The sequence below is a fragment of the Streptomyces sp. NPDC051738 genome (assembly GCF_044453205.1).
Classification (GTDB): Bacteria; Actinomycetota; Actinomycetes; order Streptomycetales; family Streptomycetaceae; genus Streptomyces.
In genome coordinates this window covers 67,809-85,576 of sequence record NZ_JBITCM010000025.1, presented here as the reverse complement: position 1 = coordinate 85,576, position 17,768 = coordinate 67,809, and the positions used below count along the sequence as shown (strand labels likewise).

Sequence of the window (17,768 nt, the reverse complement as noted above, 5' to 3'; positions counted from 1 at the left end):
TTTGGGTGTACGCCGGTACGAAGTCGTCAGGTACCCCGTACCGGCGTACGGCTCAGGGGTGTGTCACGGCCGCAGCAGGACCTTTCCGACCTTCGGGTCGCCGGACCCCACCAACTCGATGGCCTGCGCGAACTCCGCCAGCGGCAGCTCGTGCGTGACCAGCGGCAGCGGGTCGAGGAGTCCCGCCCCGAAGACCCGCACGGTGTGTGCCCAGGCCTCCGGCGCCGCGCCGAACACGGTCTGCACCTCCAGCTGCCGTACGACGAGATCGGTCGGGTCGAGCCCGTCCGCGCCCGGCGCCGGGATGCCCGTCAGGACCAGCCGTCCACCGCGGCGCAGCAGGGCGGCGGCGGTGCGCGCCGCGTCCGCGGACCCGGCGGTCTCGATGACGACGTCGAAGTCGTCGGGGAGTTGCTCGTCCTTGGTGCGGAAGTCCGTGGCGCCGAACCGCCTGGACAGCTCGGCCCGGTCCGGACGCGTCCCCACGACGAGCAGCTCGGCCGGCGAGCCCGCCTTCAGGAACTGAACGGCGAACATGCCGAGCGTCCCCGTGCCCACCACGGCCACCCGTTCGCCCGGCACCGCGTTCGCCTTGAGCGCGGCGGCCGCGATGCACGCGGCCGGCTCCAGCAGCGCCGCCGCCGTCAGATCCGCGTCGTCCGGCAGTACGTGCAGCAGCCGGGCCGGAAGCGTGAGTGTGGTGGCCATGGCGCCCGGCTGGGTGAAGCCGGTCTCCTCGTAGCCCGCCGTGCACAGTGTGGTCTCGCCCGCGTGGCAGCGGTCGCAGACCTGGCAGTTCCGGAAGCCCTCGCCCACGACCTTGCGGCCCACCAGGCTCGAAGGGACGCCGTCACCGACCGCCGTCACCGTCCCGGACCACTCGTGGCCCGGCGTGAGCGGATAACGGACGTACCCCTCCGGCCGGTTGCCCTGGAAGACCTCGCGGTCACTGCCGCAGATCCCCGAGGCGTGCACCCGGACCAGGGCCTCGCCCGCTTCCGGCTGCCGGGGCTCGTGCGGGACGAGCCGATGCTCGCCCGGAGCCTCGATCACGACGGCGGTGCTCACTGGGTCCTCCCGATGCCGGGCCGGCGGGTGTGGGCGCTCACTCAGTGCCCTTGGGCTTGCGCTGCTCCCAGCCGTCGGCCCACAGGTCGAACCGGGCCTGCTGCTGCGGGAACTCCGCGGCGGCGTCGACGTCCAGCTCCACACCGAGACCGGGCTCGTGGGAAAGGTGGAAGCAGCCGTCCTCGGGGTTCACCTGGGGGGCGCCCTTGACGACCTTCTTGATCTCCGCGTCCGCGAAGTCGTTGAAGTGCTCAAGGATTTTGAAGTTGGGGGCGGTGAAGCCGACCTGGAGGGAGGCGGCGGTCAGCACGGGCCCGCCCACGTTGTGAGGCGCGACCAGCATGTAGTGCGTCTCCGCGGTGGCGGCCAGCTTACGGGTCTCCCAGATGCCGCCGATGTGGCCGACGTCCGGCTGGATGATGTCCACGGCCTGGCTCTCGAAGAGCTCCCGGAACTCGATGCGATCGTGGATGCGCTCACCCGTGGCGACCGGCATGTCGACCTTGGCGGCGACCTTCTCCAGCGCCTTCAGGTTCTCCGGCGGCACCGGCTCCTCCAGCCACGCGGGCTTGAAGGGCGCCAGCTCCTTGGCCAGGCGGACGGCCGTGGCGGGGGAGAACCGGCCGTGCATCTCCAGCATCAGCTCGGCGTCCGGGCCGATGGCGTCGCGTACGGCCTCGATCAGGGAGACCGCGTAGAGGCTCTGCTTGTGGTCGAGCTCGAAGTGGCCCGTTCCGAACGGGTCGATCTTGAGCGCCCGGTAACCGCGCTCCATGACCCCCTGGGCCGCCTTGTGGTACGCCTCGGGCGTCCGCTCGGTGGTGTACCAGCCGTTGGCGTACGCCTTGACCTTGTCGGTGACCTTGCCGCCGAGCAGCTGCCAGACCGGCACGCCGAGCGCCTTGCCCTTGATGTCCCAGCAGGCCATCTCGATCACGGCGATGCCGGACATCACGATTTCGCCGGCCCGGCCGTAGTCTCCGTACTTCATCCGCTTGACGAGATCCTCGACAGCGAACGGGTCGGAGCCGAGAATGTGATTGTTCTTCGCCTCGTGCAGATAGCCGAGCAGCGCGTCGGTGTGGCCCAGCATGCGGGTCTCGCCGACGCCGGTGAGTCCCTCGTCGGTGTGCACCTGGACGTAGGTCAGGTTCCGCCACGGCGTCCCTACCACGTGCGTGCTGATTCCCGTGATGCGCACGGTACTCCCTGTCCTCTTCGATCCGTTCGAAATATCGTCACTCGTTCGAAATGCTGGTCGCGACAGTAGGGACGACCACATGCGAGTGTCAATGGGTCTACAAACAACGGTTTCGACGCGTCGGCGGAGACGGCCGGCGAGGCGGATGCGACGGGGTGTGCCACGAGGGTCGCCGGGCTCTTCGAGGGTGCGTGCATGCCTCCCATGGTGGTACTCGGAGGGCTCTTGACCAGGTGAAACGCCCTCGACCCCGCAACCTCCGCCGCCCGTCGCGTTATTCAACCGTGACGACTTCTCTGACGCAGCACTCTTGACCGGCATGAATTGTTAGCGCTCACAATGACGTCCGCATTCACCAGTCGGCCCCGACGGCATGCAAGGAGGTGTGAGCGTCGTGTCAGCAGTGCTTCAACTCGCCTTCCCGCCTCATGCCGTTGGCCCTTCCGGAACACCGGCATGACGCCGCCGGAGCCGAACCATCGGCCCTCGGTACAGGTCTTATCGGCAGACGACCGCCAAGGAGGTGCGGCTGTGACCCACGCGCAGCTTCGGCCGCCCACCATGGCCGACGTGGCACGCCAGGCCGGTGTGTCCCACCAGACCGTGTCCCGCGTGCTGGGGGGCCACCCCAATGTGAGGGACGAGACACGGGCCAAGGTGCTGCGCGCGATCGAGGAGATGGGCTACCGCCGTAACTTCTCCGCACGGGCCCTGGCGACCCGGCGCACCCGGACCCTGGGTGTGGTCGCCTCCAACACCACGCTCTACGGTCCGGCCAGTACGTTGTTCGCGCTGGAGGAGGCGGCGCGTGCCGAGGGCTATCTGGTCTCGACGGTCAGTCTGCGCAGGCTGACGGTGGAGACGCTGTCCGAGGCCCTGGACCGCCTCAGCGAGGGCGGGGTGGAGGGGGTCATCGCCATCGCCCCGCAGCGGTCGGCGGTCGAGGCCCTCGCCGAACTCCGCCACCCGTTCCCGGTGGTGGCCGTGGGCACCGGCTCGGGCGCCGGGGTCCCCAGCGTCAACGTGGATCAGAATCTGGGCGCACGGCTGGCCACCGGCCATCTGCTCGCCGCAGGCCACCGCAGGGTCTGGCATCTCGCCGGGCCCGAGGACTGGCAGGAGGCGGTGGACCGGGTCGACGGCTGGCGGGCGACCCTCGAAGAGGCGGACGTGGAACCACCGATGCTGCTGCGGGGGGACTGGAGCCCGCTGTCGGGGTACCGGGCCGGCCAGGAACTGGCGGGCTGGGTGGGGCGCGGCCTGACCGCCGTCTTCGTGGCCAACGACCAGATGGCGCTGGGGGTGTTGCGGGCGCTGCGTGAGGCGGGCGTGCGTACGCCCCAGGACGTCGCGGTGGCCGGCTTCGACGACATTCCGGAGTCGGAGTTCTTCGCCCCGCCGCTCACCACCGTCCGGCAGGACTTCGCGACGGTGGGCAAGCGGAGCATCGCCCTGCTGCTGGACCTGATCGAGGGCCGTACCCCCTCCGGGGCGTCCCAGGTCTCCATCGAACCCCAACTCGTCGTCCGCGCAAGCACGTTCCCGTACCTTCCTCAGCCGGGACCCGCTCCCGGCTGACACCGCACCACCCCGGTCGCCGTTCGCCCTTCGGGCAAGCATGACCGATATTTCGAACAATGATCGACAGGTTGGACGCAGCGCAGCCGGTCCACACGAGTACCAGACGAGTACCAGCGGTCCATCCCCGGGCCGGCTCTTCAAAGGAGAAGAACATGCTCAACAGACGGAACTTCCTCACCGCGGCGGTCGGCGTCGCGGCCACGGCCGGTCTGGCGGCCTGCGCCAAGGAGGACGGCTCCTCCTCCAGCTCCTCCTCCGGCGGCAGCAAGACGATCACCCTCGGCTTCTCCCAGGTCGGCTCCGAGAGCGGCTGGCGCAGCGCCAACACCGACTCGGTGAAGTCGGCCGCCAAGGAGGCGGGCTACAAGCTGCAGTTCTCCGACGCGCAGCAGAAGCAGGAGAACCAGATCTCCGCGATCCGCAGCTTCATCGCGCAGAAGGTGGACGTCATCGCCTTCTCGCCGGTGGTCGTCACCGGCTGGGACGCCGTGCTCAAGGAGGCCCAGTCGGCGAAGATCCCGGTCGTCCTGACCGACCGGTCCGTCGAGAGCGACGAGTCCCTGTTCGCCACCCTGGTCGGCTCCGACTTCACCGACGAGGGCCGCCGCGCCGCCAAGATCCTTCAGAAGGTCCTGGAGAAGGCCGGCCACAAGGGCAAGGTGAAGATCGCCCAGCTGGAGGGCACCACCGGTGCCGCCCCCGCGATCGAGCGCGCCAAGGGCTTCAAGGAGGTCATGGACGCGGAGCACAAGGACGACTGGGAGATCGTCGCCAGCCAGACCGGTGACTTCACCCGGGCCGGCGGCAAGCAGGTCATGGCGGCCTTCCTGCAGTCCAACCCGGACATCAACGTCCTCTACGCGCACAACGACGACATGGGCCTCGGCGCCATCCAGGCCATCGAGGCGGCCGGCAAGAAGCCCGGCAAGGACATCCTCATCGTCACGGTCGACGGTGTGAAGGACGGCTTCATCGCCATGTCCGAAGGCAAGATCAACGCGATCGTCGAGTGCAACCCGCTGCTCGGCCCCCAGCTGATGGAGGTCGTGAAGACGGTCCACGAGGGCGGCAAGGTCGAGCGCTGGATCAAGACCGAGGAGAGCGACTTCATGCAGGACCAGGCCAAGGACGCGCTCCCCACCCGTCAGTACTGACCGACCGCACCCACCGGCAGGGAGCCTCCGGCCGACCGGCGACCATCCGGTCCCGGGAGGCTCCCTGCGGGCCTGAACCATTTCAATGAGGAGCGCTGCCATGGCAGAGCCGCGGCCCGTCCTGGAGATGACGGGCATTGTCAAGGAGTTTCCGGGGGTACGGGCTCTGTCGGGCGTCGACTTCCGGCTCTTCCCCGGCGAGATCCACGCCCTCATGGGCGAGAACGGGGCCGGGAAGTCCACCCTCATCAAGGTGCTGACCGGGGTCCATTCCCTGGACGGCGGCACGATCACCCTCGACGGCAAGGCCGTACGGATCGGCAGCCCGCTGCAGGCGCAGCACGCCGGCATCAGCACGGTCTACCAGGAGGTCAACCTCTGCCCCAACCTCTCGGTGGCGGAGAACATCTTCATCGGCCGTGAACCCACCCGCGCGGGCCGCATCCAGTGGAAGCAGCTGCGCAAGGACGCCGCGAAGATGGTCGACCGGCTCGGCCTCGACATCGACGTGACGGCGCCGCTGTCCTCGTACCCGCTGGCCGTGCAGCAACTGGTCGCGATCGTACGGTCGGTGGGCCACGGCGACAGCGACGGCGAGGGCTCCGGCACCAAGGTGCTCGTCCTGGACGAGCCCACCTCCAGCCTCGACCGCGACGAGGTCCTCGAACTGTTCCGCCTGATGCGGCGGCTGCGGGACGAGGGCGTCGCGATCCTCTTCGTGTCGCACTTCCTCGACCAGATCTACGAGATCTGCGACCGCATGACCGTGCTGCGCAACGGCACCCTGGTCGGCGAGCACATGGTGGCCGACCTCGACCAGGTCGGGCTGATCGAGCTGATGATCGGCAAGGCCCTGGACCAGCTGGAGGAGCTGCACGAGCACCAGCTGCGCTCCGACGTCGGCGAGACGCTCGTCAAGGCCGAGGGCCTCGGCCGCACCGGCGGTATCGCCCCCTTCGACCTGGAGATCAAGAAGGGCGAGGTGCTCGGCCTCGCCGGACTGCTCGGCTCGGGCCGCACCGAACTGGCCCGGCTGCTGTTCGGCGCCGACCAGCCCGACAGCGGCAAGGTGACCGTCGCCGGCAAGCAGGTCTCGATGAGCGCCCCCAACGACGCCATCGGCGCCGGTGTCGCGTTCTGCTCGGAGAACCGCAAGACCGAGGGCCTCGTCCCCGACCTCACGGTGCGCGAGAACATCATCCTCGCCCTCCAGGCGTCCCGCGGCTGGACCCGGCCCATCCCGGCATCCCAGCGCGACGAACTCGTCGCCAAGTACATCAAGGCCCTCGACATCCGCCCCGCCAACCCCGAGGCCCGCGTCGGCCAGTTGAGCGGCGGCAACCAGCAGAAGGTGCTGCTCGCCCGCTGGCTGATCACCCAGCCGAAGCTGCTGATCCTCGACGAGCCCACGCGCGGCATCGACGTCGGCGCCAAGGCCGAGATCCAGAAGCTCGTGGTCTCCCTCTCCGAGGACGGCATGTCCGTGCTGTACATCGCGGCCGAACTGGAGGAGGTGCTCCGGCTCAGCCACACCATCGGAGTGCTGCGCGACCGCAAGCTCGTGGCACAGCTGACCAACGGGCCGGAGATCACCACCAGCAAGATCCTGGAGACCATCGCGAGCGGAGAGCACCAGTGACTACCCCGGCAGTGACCACCCCCTCCCGCTGGCGAACACTGACGCACCACCACCTGTTCTGGCCGGTCGCGGTCCTGATCGCCCTGCTGCTCGTCAACGTCCCCTTCACACCCGACTTCTTCGCGATCCGGATGGCGGACGGCCACCTCTACGGCAGCCTCGTCTCGATCGTGCTGTTCGGCTCGCCGCTGATCCTCGTGGCGGTCGGCATGACCCTGGTCATCGCCACCGGCGGCATCGACCTCTCCGTCGGCGCCGTGGTCGCCATCACCGGCGCCCTGACCTGTTCGTACATCAGCGACCAGGCCGACCAGAACGCGCTGGCGGGGGTCTTCCTCGCCATGGGCATCGGCCTGGTGGCGGCAGTGGTCTGTGGCCTGTGGAACGGCTTCCTGGTCGCCCGGATGGGCATCCAGCCCATCATCGCGACCCTCATCATCATGGTCGCCGGACGCGGTGTCGCCCAGCTGATCACCGACGGCCAGATCATCACCATCAACAGCGAGCCGTACAAGCTCATCGGCGGCGGCTACTGGCTGACCCTGCCCTTCTCCATCTTCGTGGTGGCCGCGGTCGTCGCCATCACGGTGGCGCTGACCCGTAAGACGGCGCTCGGCCTGCTCGTCGAGTCGGTCGGCGGCAACGCCGAGGCCAGCCGCCTGGTCGGCATCCGCTCCCGGCGCATCAAGATCATGGTGTACATGTTCTGCGCCCTGTGCGCGGGCATCGCCGGCCTGATGATCAGCTCCAACACCTCTGCCGCGGACGGCAACAACGCCGGCCTGTGGATCGAGCTGGACGCGATCCTCGCGGTCGTCATCGGCGGCACCTCGCTGCTCGGCGGCCGGTTCTCCATCGGCGGCACCGTGATCGGCGCCCTCGTCATCCAGACCCTGACCACCACGATCTACACCATCGGCGTGCCCACCCAGACCAACCTGGTCTTCAAGGCCGTCGTCGTCATCGTCGTCTGCCTGCTGCAGTCCCCGAAGTTCCGGGCCAAGGTCTTCGGCGCGAAGGGACGCGCCCGGACCATCGCCCCGGCGGAGCCCGCCACCCCGGCCGACGCCGCCCCGAAGATGGAGGTGTCGCGATGAGCGCGACCACCAAGACCCGTACGGCAGCGGAAGGCCGTACGCCGTCCACGCCGGCCCAGGCGTCCAAGGCCGCGCGCCTGCTCGGAGACCGGCGGCTGCCCGTCCTGGTCACGGCCGGACTGTTCCTCGCGATGTACATCGGCGGTCTCAGCCGCTACCAGAACTACGGTTTCGGTGAACCGCAGGTCTTCCTCAACCTGTTCATCGACAACGGCTATCTGCTGGTCGCCGCCGTCGGCGCCACCTTTGTCATCCTGTCCGGCGGCATCGACCTGTCCGTCGGTTCGCTGATCGGCTTCACCACCATGTTCACGGCGTGGCTGGTGGAGCGCCAGGGCCTGCCGCTGATGCTGGTCATCCCGCTCGCCCTGGGTGTGGGCGCGTTCGGCGGCTTCCTCATGGGCTATGTGATCCACAACTTCGAGATCCAGCCGTTCATCGTGACCCTCGCCGGCCTCTTCCTCTTCCGGGGCCTGTGCCTGGTCATCAGCAAGGAGTCCATCTCCATCAGCGACTCCACGGTGAGCAGCATGGCCCAGACCCGGGTGTCGATCGGACTGGGGGAGCTGTCGATCGGCGCCCTCGTCGCCCTGGTCGTCCTCGCCGCCGCCTTCTACATACTCCACTACACGCGCTTCGGCCGCCGGGTGTACGCGGTCGGCGGCAACGAGCAGTCGGCGCTGCTGATGGGGCTTCCGCTGGGCGGCACGAAGATCGCCGTGTACACGGTGAGCGGCTTCTGCTCGGCGCTGGCCGGCCTGCTGTTCATGCTGTACATCCAGTCCGGTGACCCGCTGCACGCCGTCGGCATGGAACTCGACGCGATCGCCGCGGTCGTCATCGGCGGCACGCTGCTGACGGGCGGCTCCGGTTACGTCCTGGGCACGCTGTTCGGTGTCCTCGTGCTGGGCCTGATCAAGAGCATCATCCAGTTCGAGGGCACGCTCAGCTCCTGGTGGACGAAGATCGCCACGGGTGTGCTGCTGTGCGCGTTCATCCTGATCCAGCGGGCGATGACGACGCGCAAGCAAACATAGGACGGACCTGGGCACTTGGGCCGACGCGGCCCGTCGCACGGCGAACCTGCGACGGGCCGCGTGACGTTGCCGTAGGCACCCGGCGCGGAGGATCGCGCCGAATGGTCGGGCTTGACCCCCACCGACCAAACTGGAAAGGCCAGTTCCGCACACAACCTTCACAGCAGCCGCTAGGAAAGGCGTGGGTCGGTTCCTTAGTCTTCCCGCGTCATGGACTACTGCCACCCGTGCCGACGGCACCTGAATGGCGCCCTCGCCTGCCCGGGGTGCGGCGCCACGGTCGAACAGCTACGTGTGCACGCGGGCGCGGGTGACGCGTATCCGCAGATGCCGCCCATGGCCCAGCAGATACCCGCCCAGACGTACGCGGGGCAGTACGACGGGCAGTACGACGGGCAGTACGGGGGTGCCGCGTACGGCGACGGCGGTGCCTACGCCGGTGGCGAGCACGGCGGCGGTGACTACGGCGGTCCTCTCTACCGGGACGAGTACGCCGCCCCCGAGGTGGAGTACCGGGACGACGCGGGCGCCCAGGACGGCCACGACGACGCGCGCGACGGCCAGCGCGACGGCCCGCGTGGGCGCGACGACGAGCGTGCTGACGACCGTGATGGCGACCACGCTGACGACCGTGATGGCGACGACTGGGACGACGACGAGTCCGAGGGCGGAGTCAGCCGTCGCGATCGCAAGGCCGCCGCGCATCGGCGCCGCCGTCGCCGGGCCCTGCTGATCGCTGCGGGGTTCGTCCTGGCCGCGGGCGGTCTGAGCCTGGCGGAGCTCGGTATGGACGCGCCGGGCAGCAGCCCGAAGCCGGCCGCGGCCGGGGACGAGTCCGCGGAGGGCGCGGCGTCGGAGGAGGTGTCCGCGTCCCCGGACGTGACGGACGGGGCGACGCGGACGGACGGGGACTCGCCGTCGCCGGATCCGTCGAAGTCTCCCTCGGCTTCGAAGTCGCCGAAGGACAAGGACGACAAGAAGGGCGAGGACAAGACCCCCGACGAAAACTCCCAGTCGGCGACGACGGGCGGCGGCGGTTCCGGTTCCTCCGACCCGGGCCCCACGGCCACCTCCGATCCGCAGACCCAGGAGCCGACGGCGGACCCGACCACGTCGGACCCGACCCCGGACCCGTCGCCGTCGGAGACCTGCAACCGGTTCCTCTGGTGGTGCACCTGACCCGTTGGCGGTGTACCTGATCCGTCGGTGGTGCACCTGACTCGTTCGCCTTCGCGAATCTCAGGGGGTGCGAGGGTCGGCGGGACGACCGGCGGGACGGGACCGGGGGAACGCCAGCCGCCCCAGGCTCCGCCAGTCCATCCGCGGCTTCGCCCCGGGCACTCCGGGCCGCTTGCGCGGCACCCGCACGCGCAGGGCGCCGGGTGAGATACGGCAGGTGACCGGCGTGGGCAGCAGGAGGGCCTCGCCGTCGACGCCGACCGGGATGTCGGGGGCGTCGGAGTCGACCACCACCTCGGTCTCGGCCAGCAGGGTGAGCCCGCGCGCCTGCCGGCCCCGCAGCAGCCCGGCCGCCTGAGCCGCGTTGTCGACCTTGACGCCGGCCACGCCCAGGACCCCGGAGTCCAGCCGGGGACGGCGGCCGAGTCCGGCGGCGTCGCCGAGCTGGTAGGCGTTGTTGCTGATCAGGACCCCTTGGGGAGCGTCCATGAGCACGTCGCCCGCGCGGACGGTCAGGCGTGGCCCGACCTGATGGGTCAGCAGGTCCGGAAGCTCCCGGAGGATGGTGTGCACCTTGTCGTCGCGGTAGGCGGGGCTCTGCACGACCGCCGCGTACACGCCGAAGGACGCGTTGTTGACGAAGACGCGCTCACCGATGAGGCCCAGGTCGATGCGGAGTTCGACCCCGTCGGTGAGGGCGTCGAGGCAGGTCGACGGGTCGGCCCGGTCGAGGCCGAGGTCCATGGCGAAGTGGTTGCGGGTGCCGGCGGAGATCACCACGAACGGCAGCCCGTGCCGCGCCGCCACACCCGCCACCAGCGCCTGCGTGCCGTCGCCCCCGGCGACCCCCAGCAGATCCGCGCCCCGCGCCACGCCCCCTCGGGCGAGCTCGGCGACGTCCTGCGGGTGGGCCGGATCGAGTACGGCGACCTCGGCGCCCAGTGCCCGCGCCTTGGCCACGAGGTCGAATCTGCCGACCTTTCCGCCCCCTGAGCGCGGATTCATGATCAGGAACGGTGCGGCGGGCGCCGGGGTCGGATGCTCCCGGGGGCCGCTCCGCCCGGCGTCCGCGGCGAGGGCGGCCCGCCCGATCAGCATCGCCGCGAGCCACAGCGCGAGGGCGGACAGCGCTGCCCACAGCAGGCCCACCGCCGCGTAGTTCAGCAGCACCGCCAGCGGCAGCAGCGCGGCGAGGGCGGCGGCCAGCGCCCGGGCCAGGCCGCGTCGGGAGAGGGCCCACCACAGCGCGGCCGCGGTGGCGACGAGCCCGGCCAGGCCGACGGCCAGCAGCCCGAGGCTCCTGACTCCGGCGGCGGCCAGCAGCAGGGCGACCGCGCCGACCGCGACCAGGAGTGCCAGGCGCGCCGCCCACCGCTGTGCCGCCGCATCGGGACGACCGGCCGTGCCGGACGTCCGCGCGGGCATCCGCGTACCGCCCACGGGGGCATCCCACCGCCCGGACCCCGGCCCCACATCACCTGTTACGGGTGATCCGGCCGGGGGCGCCCGGCTGTGACCCTGCGGGCAAGGAGGTCCGGTCATGGCCACGATGCACGACGCTCCGAGTTCCCCGACGCAGGACGATCCGTTCTCCGCGATGAGCAGCGGCCCGCTCTCCCCGGCCGAGCGCGCGGCACTCGGCAAGGAGGCACGCGCGCACATGCCGCGTTCCGCCCACGCCGCCTACGAGCCCGACGAGAAACGGCCGGACCCCGTCGACATCATCGAGCGGCAGTCCGCCGACCGCGTCCCCGAACTGGTCCCCGTCCGCTACGGCCGGATGCTCGAATCGCCGTTCCGCTTCTACCGGGGAGCCGCGTCGATCATGGCGTCCGACCTCGGCGCCGGACCGCACACCGGGCTGTACGTCCAGCTGTGCGGCGACGCGCACCTGCTGAACTTCCGGCTCCTCGCCTCCCCGGAGCGCCATCTCGTCTTCGACATCAACGACTTCGACGAGACCCTGCCCGGCCCCTTCGAGTGGGACGTCAAGCGGCTCTCCGCGAGCCTGGTGATCGCCGGCCGGGCCAACGGGTTCCCGGCGAAGCAGTGCGACACCCTCGTGCGGGCCGGAGTGCAGGGCTACCGCGAGCGCATGCGGGAGTTCGCCGAGCTGCGCACCCTCGACATCTGGTACGCGCGGGACGACCTGGACCAGCTCACGGCGCTGCTGCCCGAACGGCCGGGCAAGGAGGACAGGCAGCGGGTCTCCCAGGCGGCGGCGAAGGCCCGTACCCGCACCAGCCTCCAGGCGGCCGCCAAGCTGACCCGGGTCGTGGACGGCACCCACCGGATCATCTCGGATCCCCCGTTGATCACCCCCCTCGCCGAACTGATGCCAGGCACGGAGGGCGAGGAACTGACGCAGAACCTGCGGGACCTGGTCACCGAGTACACCCACACCCTGTCGACGGAGCGGCGGCATCTGCTGCGCCGGTTCCACGTGACCGACATGGCGCGCAAGGTCGTCGGCGTGGGCAGCGTCGGCACCCGCTGCTGGATCATCCTGCTGCTCGGCCGCGACGACCAGGACCCGCTCCTCCTCCAGGCCAAGGAGGCGGGCACCTCGGTCCTCGCCCCCTACTGCGGTGCAAGCCCCTACGAGAACCAGGGCGAGCGGGTGGTGGCCGGGCAGCGGCTCATGCAGGCCGCCAGCGACATCTTCCTCGGCTGGCAGCACGTCACGGGGTTCGACGGCCGTGAACGCGACTTCTACGTACGGCAGTTGCGGGACTGGAAGGGCATCGCCCGCCCCGAGACCATGGACGCCGGCACGCTGGGTCTCTTCGCCCGGCTGTGCGGCGCCTCGCTGGCCCGGTCCCACGCCCGCTCGGGCGACCCGATCGCCATCGCCGCCTACCTCGGCCGCGGCGACGGCTTCGACCGGGCCCTGGTGGAGTTCGCCCGGTCCTACGCCGACCAGAACGAACGCGACCACCAGGCGCTCACCGACGCGGTGGCCGAAGGACGCGTCATGGCCCGGACCGACCTGACGGCGTGACACCGGCCCCTTCCGGCACGGACGCCCCTTCCCGCAACCCGCGCCCACCGGCGGCGGCCGAGGCACGCGCATACCAGCGGCCGTACCACTTGGCGAGCGGCGCGGCCGAGACACCCTCCAGCAGGATGCTGAGGGCGACGGTGACGGCGACCACCCGGCCCAGCGTCTCGGCTCCCGGCACATGCTCCTCGACCACGAGCAGCGCCAGGACGATGGAGGCGAGACCGCGCGGCCCGAACCAGCCGATGTAAGCCACCGTCGGCCACCGCAGGCCGCTCCCGGCCAAGGCGACGGCCACGGGGAGCATCCGTACGACCGTCAGGCTGAGCCCGGCGTACAGGACGATCTCCCAGGTCAGGTGCTGCAGTGCCGGGCCGAGCAGCACCGCCCCGAAGACCATCACGCTGATCGCTGCCAGCAGCCCGCCGAGGATTTCGGCGAACTCGGGCGTGCGGTCCGGGCCCTGCGGCATGCCGACGGGCTGGTGGCGCCGCACGGCGTGTCCGAAGGCGAATCCGGCGACCCAGGCCGCGATGAAGCCGCTGCCCTCGGTGAGCACGGCCAGTTCATACGCGGATACGGCGACCCCGAGCACATACACCTGCGCCCAGTCCCGGGCGATCCAGCCGCGCGCCCGGGCCGCCCGCAGCAGCCGCCCGCCGAGGTCGCCGGCCAGCAGGCCCAGGGCGGTGCTGAGCAGCAGGGAGCGCCAGAAGGCGCCCGCGATGCCTTCCTGGGCATAGGACGTGCCGGGGACGCCGGCGGCGAAGACGATGAAGAACGGCAGGATCAGGCCGTCGTTCAGGCCGCTCTCCACGTTGAGACCGTGGCGGACGAGCGGCGGCACGGAGGGCTCGGACACGGCCGTCTTGCCCACGGCGGCGTCGGTCGGCGCGAGGATCGCAGCCACCAGGGCCAGCTCCCACACGGTCAGCCCGGGCAGCAGCGGCCACGCCAGCAGCCAGCCCGCGGCGATGGAGAGCGGGAGGCCGATGCCGAGCAGCCGGCCGGGCATGAAGCCGCCCGTATCAAGGTCGCGACGCCGGACGGCCATGGCGTCGGTGAACAGGACCAGGGTCAGGGCGGCTTCCATCAGAGCCGTGATCGGGGCGGCGTAGTGCTCGATGTCCACGACGTCGAGGAGGGCGGGACCGATGAGCAGGCCGCTCCCCGTGAACACGATCGCCGACGTGGCCGGCGTGCCCGACAGCCGACGCGATCCGAGGGCGTAGGCGGCGGTGACACCCGCCACCGCCAGCCCCGCCCAGGCACCACCGCTCATCGCGTCGACCTCCTCGGGCCCCGGCGCCCGGGTCCCAGTGATCCATGGCAGCAGGGCGGCGCCCGGCGCGTCCTCACCCTTCGAGGGTGACGACGGGCGCGGCCGTCGTGGATCAGGCTCGGTGGTGTACGGCTGCGCGCCGCAGCCCGGTGAGGAAAGGAGGCCGGCCATGGCCACCAGCGCTCGTCCCCAGCAGCGTGCGGGGACGCAGGCGGCCGCAAGCGGCCTGACGCTGTTCGCCGGAGTGATGCTGTTCATCTCCGGGATCCTCGACGTCTTCCGCGGGATCATGGCGATCGCCGAGGACGACGTGTACGTCTCCACCCCCAACTACGTCTTCAAGTTCGACCTGACCAGCTGGGGCTGGATCCACCTGCTGTTCGGGGCCATCGCCGTGGTCGTGAGCTTCGGTCTGTTCGCGGCCAAGCCGTGGGCGAGGGTTGTCGGCGTCGGCATCGCGGCCCTGCTGATCATCGCCAACTTCCTGTCCATCCCGTACTACCCGGTCTGGTCGCTCACACTGATCGCGCTGTACGCGTTCATCATCTGGGCGCTGTGCGTGGTGAAGCGGGACCCACTGGGCTAGGACCCGGGCAACGCGCTGCTCGCGGCCTGCTGCCGGGTCGGGACGTCGTCGGCCACCCGTGAGGGGTGATGCCGGACGGAACGGCCCGGCGCACCGTGAAGGCCTCGGGATCCCACCTGCCGCCGGAGGCGACCATGGACTACCCCCTGCTCGACGTCTTCCTCACCATGCTCTGGTTCTTCCTGTGGGTCATGTGGATCATGCTGCTGGTCCGCGTGGTCGTGGACATCTTCCGGGACGACACGCTCAGCGGCTGGGGGAAGGCGGGCTGGACGCTGATGGTGTGCGCGCTTCCGTTCCTCGGCGTCTTCGTCTACCTGGTCGCCCGCGGGCGCGGCATGGGCGAGCGCGAACTGCGCCACGCCCGGGACCGCGAGCGGGCGTTCCGCGCCTACGTCCAGGAGGCCGCAGCACCGGCCCCGAAGGCGCCGGGCGCCAAGGCGGACGAGCTGGGCAGGCTGGCCGCGCTGCACGACCAGGGCGCCATCACCGACGGTGAGTACGAGCAGGCCAAGTCCAAGGTGCTGGCCGGCTGAGAGCCGCTGCCATATCCCCGACGCGCAGTCAGGGCGCGTCCTCGGCCGATGCCGAGGGCGCGCCGTTCGCTTGCGGTTCCCGCGGCAGCAGTTCCGCGGCGACGAGGCCGGCGATGCCCAAGGCTCCCAGGGTGATCAGCGCGACGGCGTAGGCGCCGCGGGTGAGTCCGGAGATGAGGATCGTGCCCGCGATCGCCGTACCGAAGGACGAGCCGAGGTTGGACACGCTGCGGGACAGGCCGGAGATCTCGCCCTGCTGCTCCTCGGGGAAGCTCGACTGGACGACGTTGACCGACGGGGTGAGCATCACGCCCAGGCCGAGCCCGATCAGCAGGAGCCCGGGGGCGTAGACCCAGGGGTTGGTGAAGCTGCCGGCCAGGGCGATCAGGACCGCGATGCCGACGATGGCCAGGAAGAAGCCGCTGATGATGAGCGTGCGCTGCGGCCGCAGGCGGGCGAGGCGCTCGGCGGCCAGGGACGAGGCGAGCAACCCGAGCGTGGCGGCCGTGAAGATGACCCCGGTCTCGATGGCGTTGTAGCCGCGGACGACCTGGAGGTAGGCGGCCACCGTGAACGACGTGCCCATGAGCAGCAGCCACTGGACGTTCTGGGTGACGAGTCCGAGGTTGGACGTGCGGTTGCGGAACAGGCTGAGGGACAGCAGCGGCTCCCGGCCGGACGCCTCCTCGGCGCGGGTCCGGCGGAAGAACCACCACAGCACGGGGGCGCCCGCGGCGATCATGCCGATCATCAGCCACACGTTGTTGTCCGCCGCCAGGATGCCCATCACGATCAGGACCAGGCCGGCGGCGGAGAGGACCGCCCCGACGGTGTCGAAGGAGCGGCTCGGATCCGGGGGCAGCGGGTCCTCGATCCCGCGGCTGAGGACGACGATCACCGCGATGACCAGCGCCTGGAAGACGAAGGCCGCCCGCCAGCTGATCCCCGTGGTGATGAGTCCGCCGATCAGCGGTCCGGCAGCTGCCCCGATGCCGCCCAGCCCCATGATCACTCCGAAGGCACGGGCCCGGGACGTCATGTCCGGGTAGAGGAGCGTGGCGAGGATGTAGACGGGAGGGATGAGCAGGGCGGTGCCGATGCCCTCCAGGATCGAGTTGCCGAGGATCAGCACGCCGAGGCCCGGGGCGACGGCGCACAGCAGGGCGCCGACGGCGTAGACGACCAGGCCCGCCAGGAAGCAGCGTTTACGGCCGTAGAGGTCGGTGAGCTTGCCGCCGGGGATCATCAGCGCGGCCATGACCAGCAGGAAGAGCGTGATCGACACCTGCACGCCCTGCACGGTGGTGTCCAGGTCCTCGCTGATGTCGTTGATCATCACGTTCATGTTGGAGCCGGCGAAGCTGCAGATGAACTGGGCCAGTGCGAGAGCGGCGAGGACGCTTCCGTGCCCGCTGTGCGACCGCTGCTCCAGGTCGGTGTCACTCACCGTCGTCGCCTCCGACCGCCGCCGGGGCGCCAGGTACCCGGTGATCAGGATCACCGCTGAAACGGCTCACCCTCATCGTTCGGGAGCGCCCGCGAGGGGGCTTCACCCCTGACAGGTGAGCTCTCCGGCGGCGGGCTTGCGGCGGGCCCGAGCGGGACTCCCGCCGCGCCGTGCCCCGGAGGGCGGCACCCCACCCGCTCCGGGTGATGCCCTCCGCGCCCGGCAGGCGCAGCGTGGACACATCAGGCTCCGAGTACCGCCGTGGCGCCACGGCGGCCGGCATGTGGAGGCAACAGTGGACGACTATCCGCTGCTCAACGCGTTCCTGACCATGCTCTGGTTCTTCCTGTGGGTCCTGTGGTTCGTGATGCTGTTCCGAGTCTTCGGTGACATCTTCCGGGACCACGAGCTGAGCGGATGGGCCAAGGCGGGCTGGACGCTCTTCGTCTGTGTGCTGCCGTTCCTCGGCATCTTCGTCTACCTCATCGCCCGAGGCCGCGGCATGGGCGAACGCGACGTACGCCAGATGCAGCGGCAGGAGGAGCAGTTCCGCTCCTACGTCCAGGAGGCGGCGGTCGGGGCCCCGGCGACCGGGCCGACCCACGTGGACGAGCTGACGAAGCTCGCCGGACTGCACGACCACGGCGACATCACCGACGCCGAGTACGAGCGGGCCAAGGCGAAGGTGCTCGCGGGGTGAGCCGTACGACGCCTGCGACCGCCGGCCGCTCATTCCGGGAGCCGGCGGAACTCCACGATGTGCAGGCCCAGCGACTGGAACCGAATCAACAGGCCGTACAGATGCGCCTCGTCGTTGACCTGGCCGTACAGCACGGTCTGATGAGGGACGACGAAGCTGTCCAGCTCGGGGAACGCCGTGGTCAGCTCGTTCGACATCTGCCCGTCGACGCGGATCTCGTAGAGCATGTCCTCATGCTGGGGGGCCGGGGGACCGGTGGC

At 70.4% G+C, this 17,768-nt stretch carries 16 protein-coding genes; 10 read left to right on the top strand and 6 right to left on the bottom strand.

Going from position 1 to position 17,768, the window contains the following annotated elements; translation table 11 throughout:
* Positions 1-63: 63 nt before the first annotated feature.
* Both ACIA8X_RS40250 and ACIA8X_RS40245 read right to left on the bottom strand, forming a co-directional pair.
* On the bottom strand, positions 64-1,068 hold the full coding sequence (locus tag ACIA8X_RS40250; protein ID WP_393441755.1) for a zinc-binding dehydrogenase: 1,005 nt from the start codon (positions 1,066-1,068) through the stop codon (positions 64-66).
* A gap of 37 nt (positions 1,069-1,105) precedes the next feature.
* Positions 1,106-2,269 carry a mandelate racemase/muconate lactonizing enzyme family protein gene (locus tag ACIA8X_RS40245; protein ID WP_393441757.1) on the bottom strand — a complete coding sequence of 388 codons (1,164 nt, stop codon included), beginning with the start codon at positions 2,267-2,269 and terminating at the stop codon, positions 1,106-1,108.
* A 531-nt stretch (positions 2,270-2,800) separates the two neighbouring features.
* On the opposite strand from ACIA8X_RS40245, the gene ACIA8X_RS40240 reads away from it, so the two are divergent.
* The 6 genes from ACIA8X_RS40240 (at position 2,801) to ACIA8X_RS40215 (ending at position 9,956) form a co-directional block, all read left to right on the top strand.
* Positions 2,801-3,847, top strand: coding sequence for a LacI family DNA-binding transcriptional regulator (locus ACIA8X_RS40240; protein WP_393441759.1), 1,047 nt, complete (start codon positions 2,801-2,803; stop codon positions 3,845-3,847).
* A 155-nt stretch (positions 3,848-4,002) separates the two neighbouring features.
* Complete coding sequence (locus tag ACIA8X_RS40235) at positions 4,003-5,004, top strand: ABC transporter substrate-binding protein (RefSeq protein ID WP_399460384.1); 1,002 nt, start codon at positions 4,003-4,005, stop codon at positions 5,002-5,004.
* Between the two features lie 100 nt (positions 5,005-5,104).
* The gene (locus tag ACIA8X_RS40230) at positions 5,105-6,643 is read left to right on the top strand and encodes a sugar ABC transporter ATP-binding protein (RefSeq protein WP_399460383.1); all 1,539 of its coding nucleotides are present in this window, start codon (positions 5,105-5,107) and stop codon (positions 6,641-6,643) included.
* A gap of 11 nt (positions 6,644-6,654) precedes the next feature.
* Positions 6,655-7,740, top strand: coding sequence for an ABC transporter permease (locus tag ACIA8X_RS40225; protein WP_399460406.1), 1,086 nt, complete (start codon positions 6,655-6,657; stop codon positions 7,738-7,740).
* The gene (gene yjfF / locus ACIA8X_RS40220) at positions 7,737-8,777 is read left to right on the top strand and encodes a galactofuranose ABC transporter, permease protein YjfF (RefSeq protein WP_393441765.1); all 1,041 of its coding nucleotides are present in this window, start codon (positions 7,737-7,739) and stop codon (positions 8,775-8,777) included. Before ACIA8X_RS40225 ends, yjfF begins: the two co-directional genes overlap by 4 nt.
* Positions 8,778-9,113: 336 nt before the next feature.
* Complete coding sequence (locus tag ACIA8X_RS40215; RefSeq protein ID WP_399460382.1) at positions 9,114-9,956, top strand: hypothetical protein; 843 nt, start codon at positions 9,114-9,116, stop codon at positions 9,954-9,956.
* Between the two features lie 60 nt (positions 9,957-10,016).
* On the opposite strand, the gene ACIA8X_RS40210 is transcribed toward ACIA8X_RS40215, so the two are convergent.
* On the bottom strand, positions 10,017-11,381 hold the full coding sequence (locus tag ACIA8X_RS40210; protein ID WP_393443189.1) for a diacylglycerol/lipid kinase family protein: 1,365 nt from the start codon (positions 11,379-11,381) through the stop codon (positions 10,017-10,019).
* Positions 11,382-11,553: 172 nt separating this feature from the next.
* On the opposite strand from ACIA8X_RS40210, the gene ACIA8X_RS40205 reads away from it, so the two are divergent.
* Positions 11,554-12,957: a DUF2252 domain-containing protein gene (locus ACIA8X_RS40205; RefSeq protein ID WP_393443191.1), complete on the top strand. Its 1,404-nt coding sequence runs from the start codon at positions 11,554-11,556 to the stop codon at positions 12,955-12,957.
* Here ACIA8X_RS40205 and ACIA8X_RS40200 read toward each other — a convergent pair.
* Positions 12,929-14,239, bottom strand: coding sequence for a cation:proton antiporter (locus ACIA8X_RS40200; protein ID WP_393441770.1), 1,311 nt, complete (start codon positions 14,237-14,239; stop codon positions 12,929-12,931). The two genes, ACIA8X_RS40205 and ACIA8X_RS40200, sit on opposite strands and share 29 nt — an antisense overlap.
* Positions 14,240-14,408: 169 nt before the next feature.
* Between ACIA8X_RS40200 and ACIA8X_RS40195 the strand changes: the two genes are divergently transcribed.
* Complete coding sequence (locus tag ACIA8X_RS40195) at positions 14,409-14,825, top strand: hypothetical protein (RefSeq protein ID WP_393441773.1); 417 nt, start codon at positions 14,409-14,411, stop codon at positions 14,823-14,825.
* Between the two features lie 134 nt (positions 14,826-14,959).
* The gene (locus ACIA8X_RS40190) at positions 14,960-15,361 is read left to right on the top strand and encodes an SHOCT domain-containing protein (protein ID WP_393443193.1); all 402 of its coding nucleotides are present in this window, start codon (positions 14,960-14,962) and stop codon (positions 15,359-15,361) included.
* A gap of 28 nt (positions 15,362-15,389) precedes the next feature.
* Here ACIA8X_RS40190 and ACIA8X_RS40185 read toward each other — a convergent pair whose 3' ends face one another.
* On the bottom strand, positions 15,390-16,808 hold the full coding sequence (locus ACIA8X_RS40185) for an MFS transporter (RefSeq protein WP_399460381.1): 1,419 nt from the start codon (positions 16,806-16,808) through the stop codon (positions 15,390-15,392).
* Between the two features lie 295 nt (positions 16,809-17,103).
* Here ACIA8X_RS40185 and ACIA8X_RS40180 point away from each other — a divergent pair, with 295 nt between their 5' ends.
* A complete protein-coding gene (locus ACIA8X_RS40180) occupies positions 17,104-17,508 on the top strand; it encodes an SHOCT domain-containing protein (protein WP_399460380.1) in 405 nt (134 codons plus the stop codon).
* A gap of 29 nt (positions 17,509-17,537) precedes the next feature.
* Here ACIA8X_RS40180 and ACIA8X_RS40175 read toward each other — a convergent pair whose 3' ends face one another.
* Positions 17,538-17,735 (bottom strand): hypothetical protein, encoded by a 198-nt coding sequence (locus ACIA8X_RS40175; RefSeq protein WP_093907849.1) that lies wholly within the window; start codon positions 17,733-17,735, stop codon positions 17,538-17,540.
* Positions 17,736-17,768: the final 33 nt, after the last annotated feature.

Coding starts and splice junctions, on each gene's coding strand:
- ACIA8X_RS40200 (WP_393441770.1), bottom strand. CDS start 14,239: ATGAGCGGTGGTGCCTGGGCGGGGCTGGCGGTGGCGGGTGTCACCGCC.
- ACIA8X_RS40230 (WP_399460383.1), top strand. CDS start 5,105: ATGGCAGAGCCGCGGCCCGTCCTGGAGATGACGGGCATTGTCAAGGAG.
- ACIA8X_RS40195 (WP_393441773.1), top strand. CDS start 14,409: ATGGCCACCAGCGCTCGTCCCCAGCAGCGTGCGGGGACGCAGGCGGCC.
- ACIA8X_RS40235 (WP_399460384.1), top strand. CDS start 4,003: ATGCTCAACAGACGGAACTTCCTCACCGCGGCGGTCGGCGTCGCGGCC.
- ACIA8X_RS40205 (WP_393443191.1), top strand. CDS start 11,554: ATGAGCAGCGGCCCGCTCTCCCCGGCCGAGCGCGCGGCACTCGGCAAG.
- ACIA8X_RS40175 (WP_093907849.1), bottom strand. CDS start 17,735: ATGCTCTACGAGATCCGCGTCGACGGGCAGATGTCGAACGAGCTGACC.
- ACIA8X_RS40210 (WP_393443189.1), bottom strand. CDS start 11,381: ATGCCCGCGCGGACGTCCGGCACGGCCGGTCGTCCCGATGCGGCGGCA.
- yjfF (WP_393441765.1), top strand. CDS start 7,737: ATGAGCGCGACCACCAAGACCCGTACGGCAGCGGAAGGCCGTACGCCG.
- ACIA8X_RS40190 (WP_393443193.1), top strand. CDS start 14,960: ATGGACTACCCCCTGCTCGACGTCTTCCTCACCATGCTCTGGTTCTTC.
- ACIA8X_RS40215 (WP_399460382.1), top strand. CDS start 9,114: ATGGCCCAGCAGATACCCGCCCAGACGTACGCGGGGCAGTACGACGGG.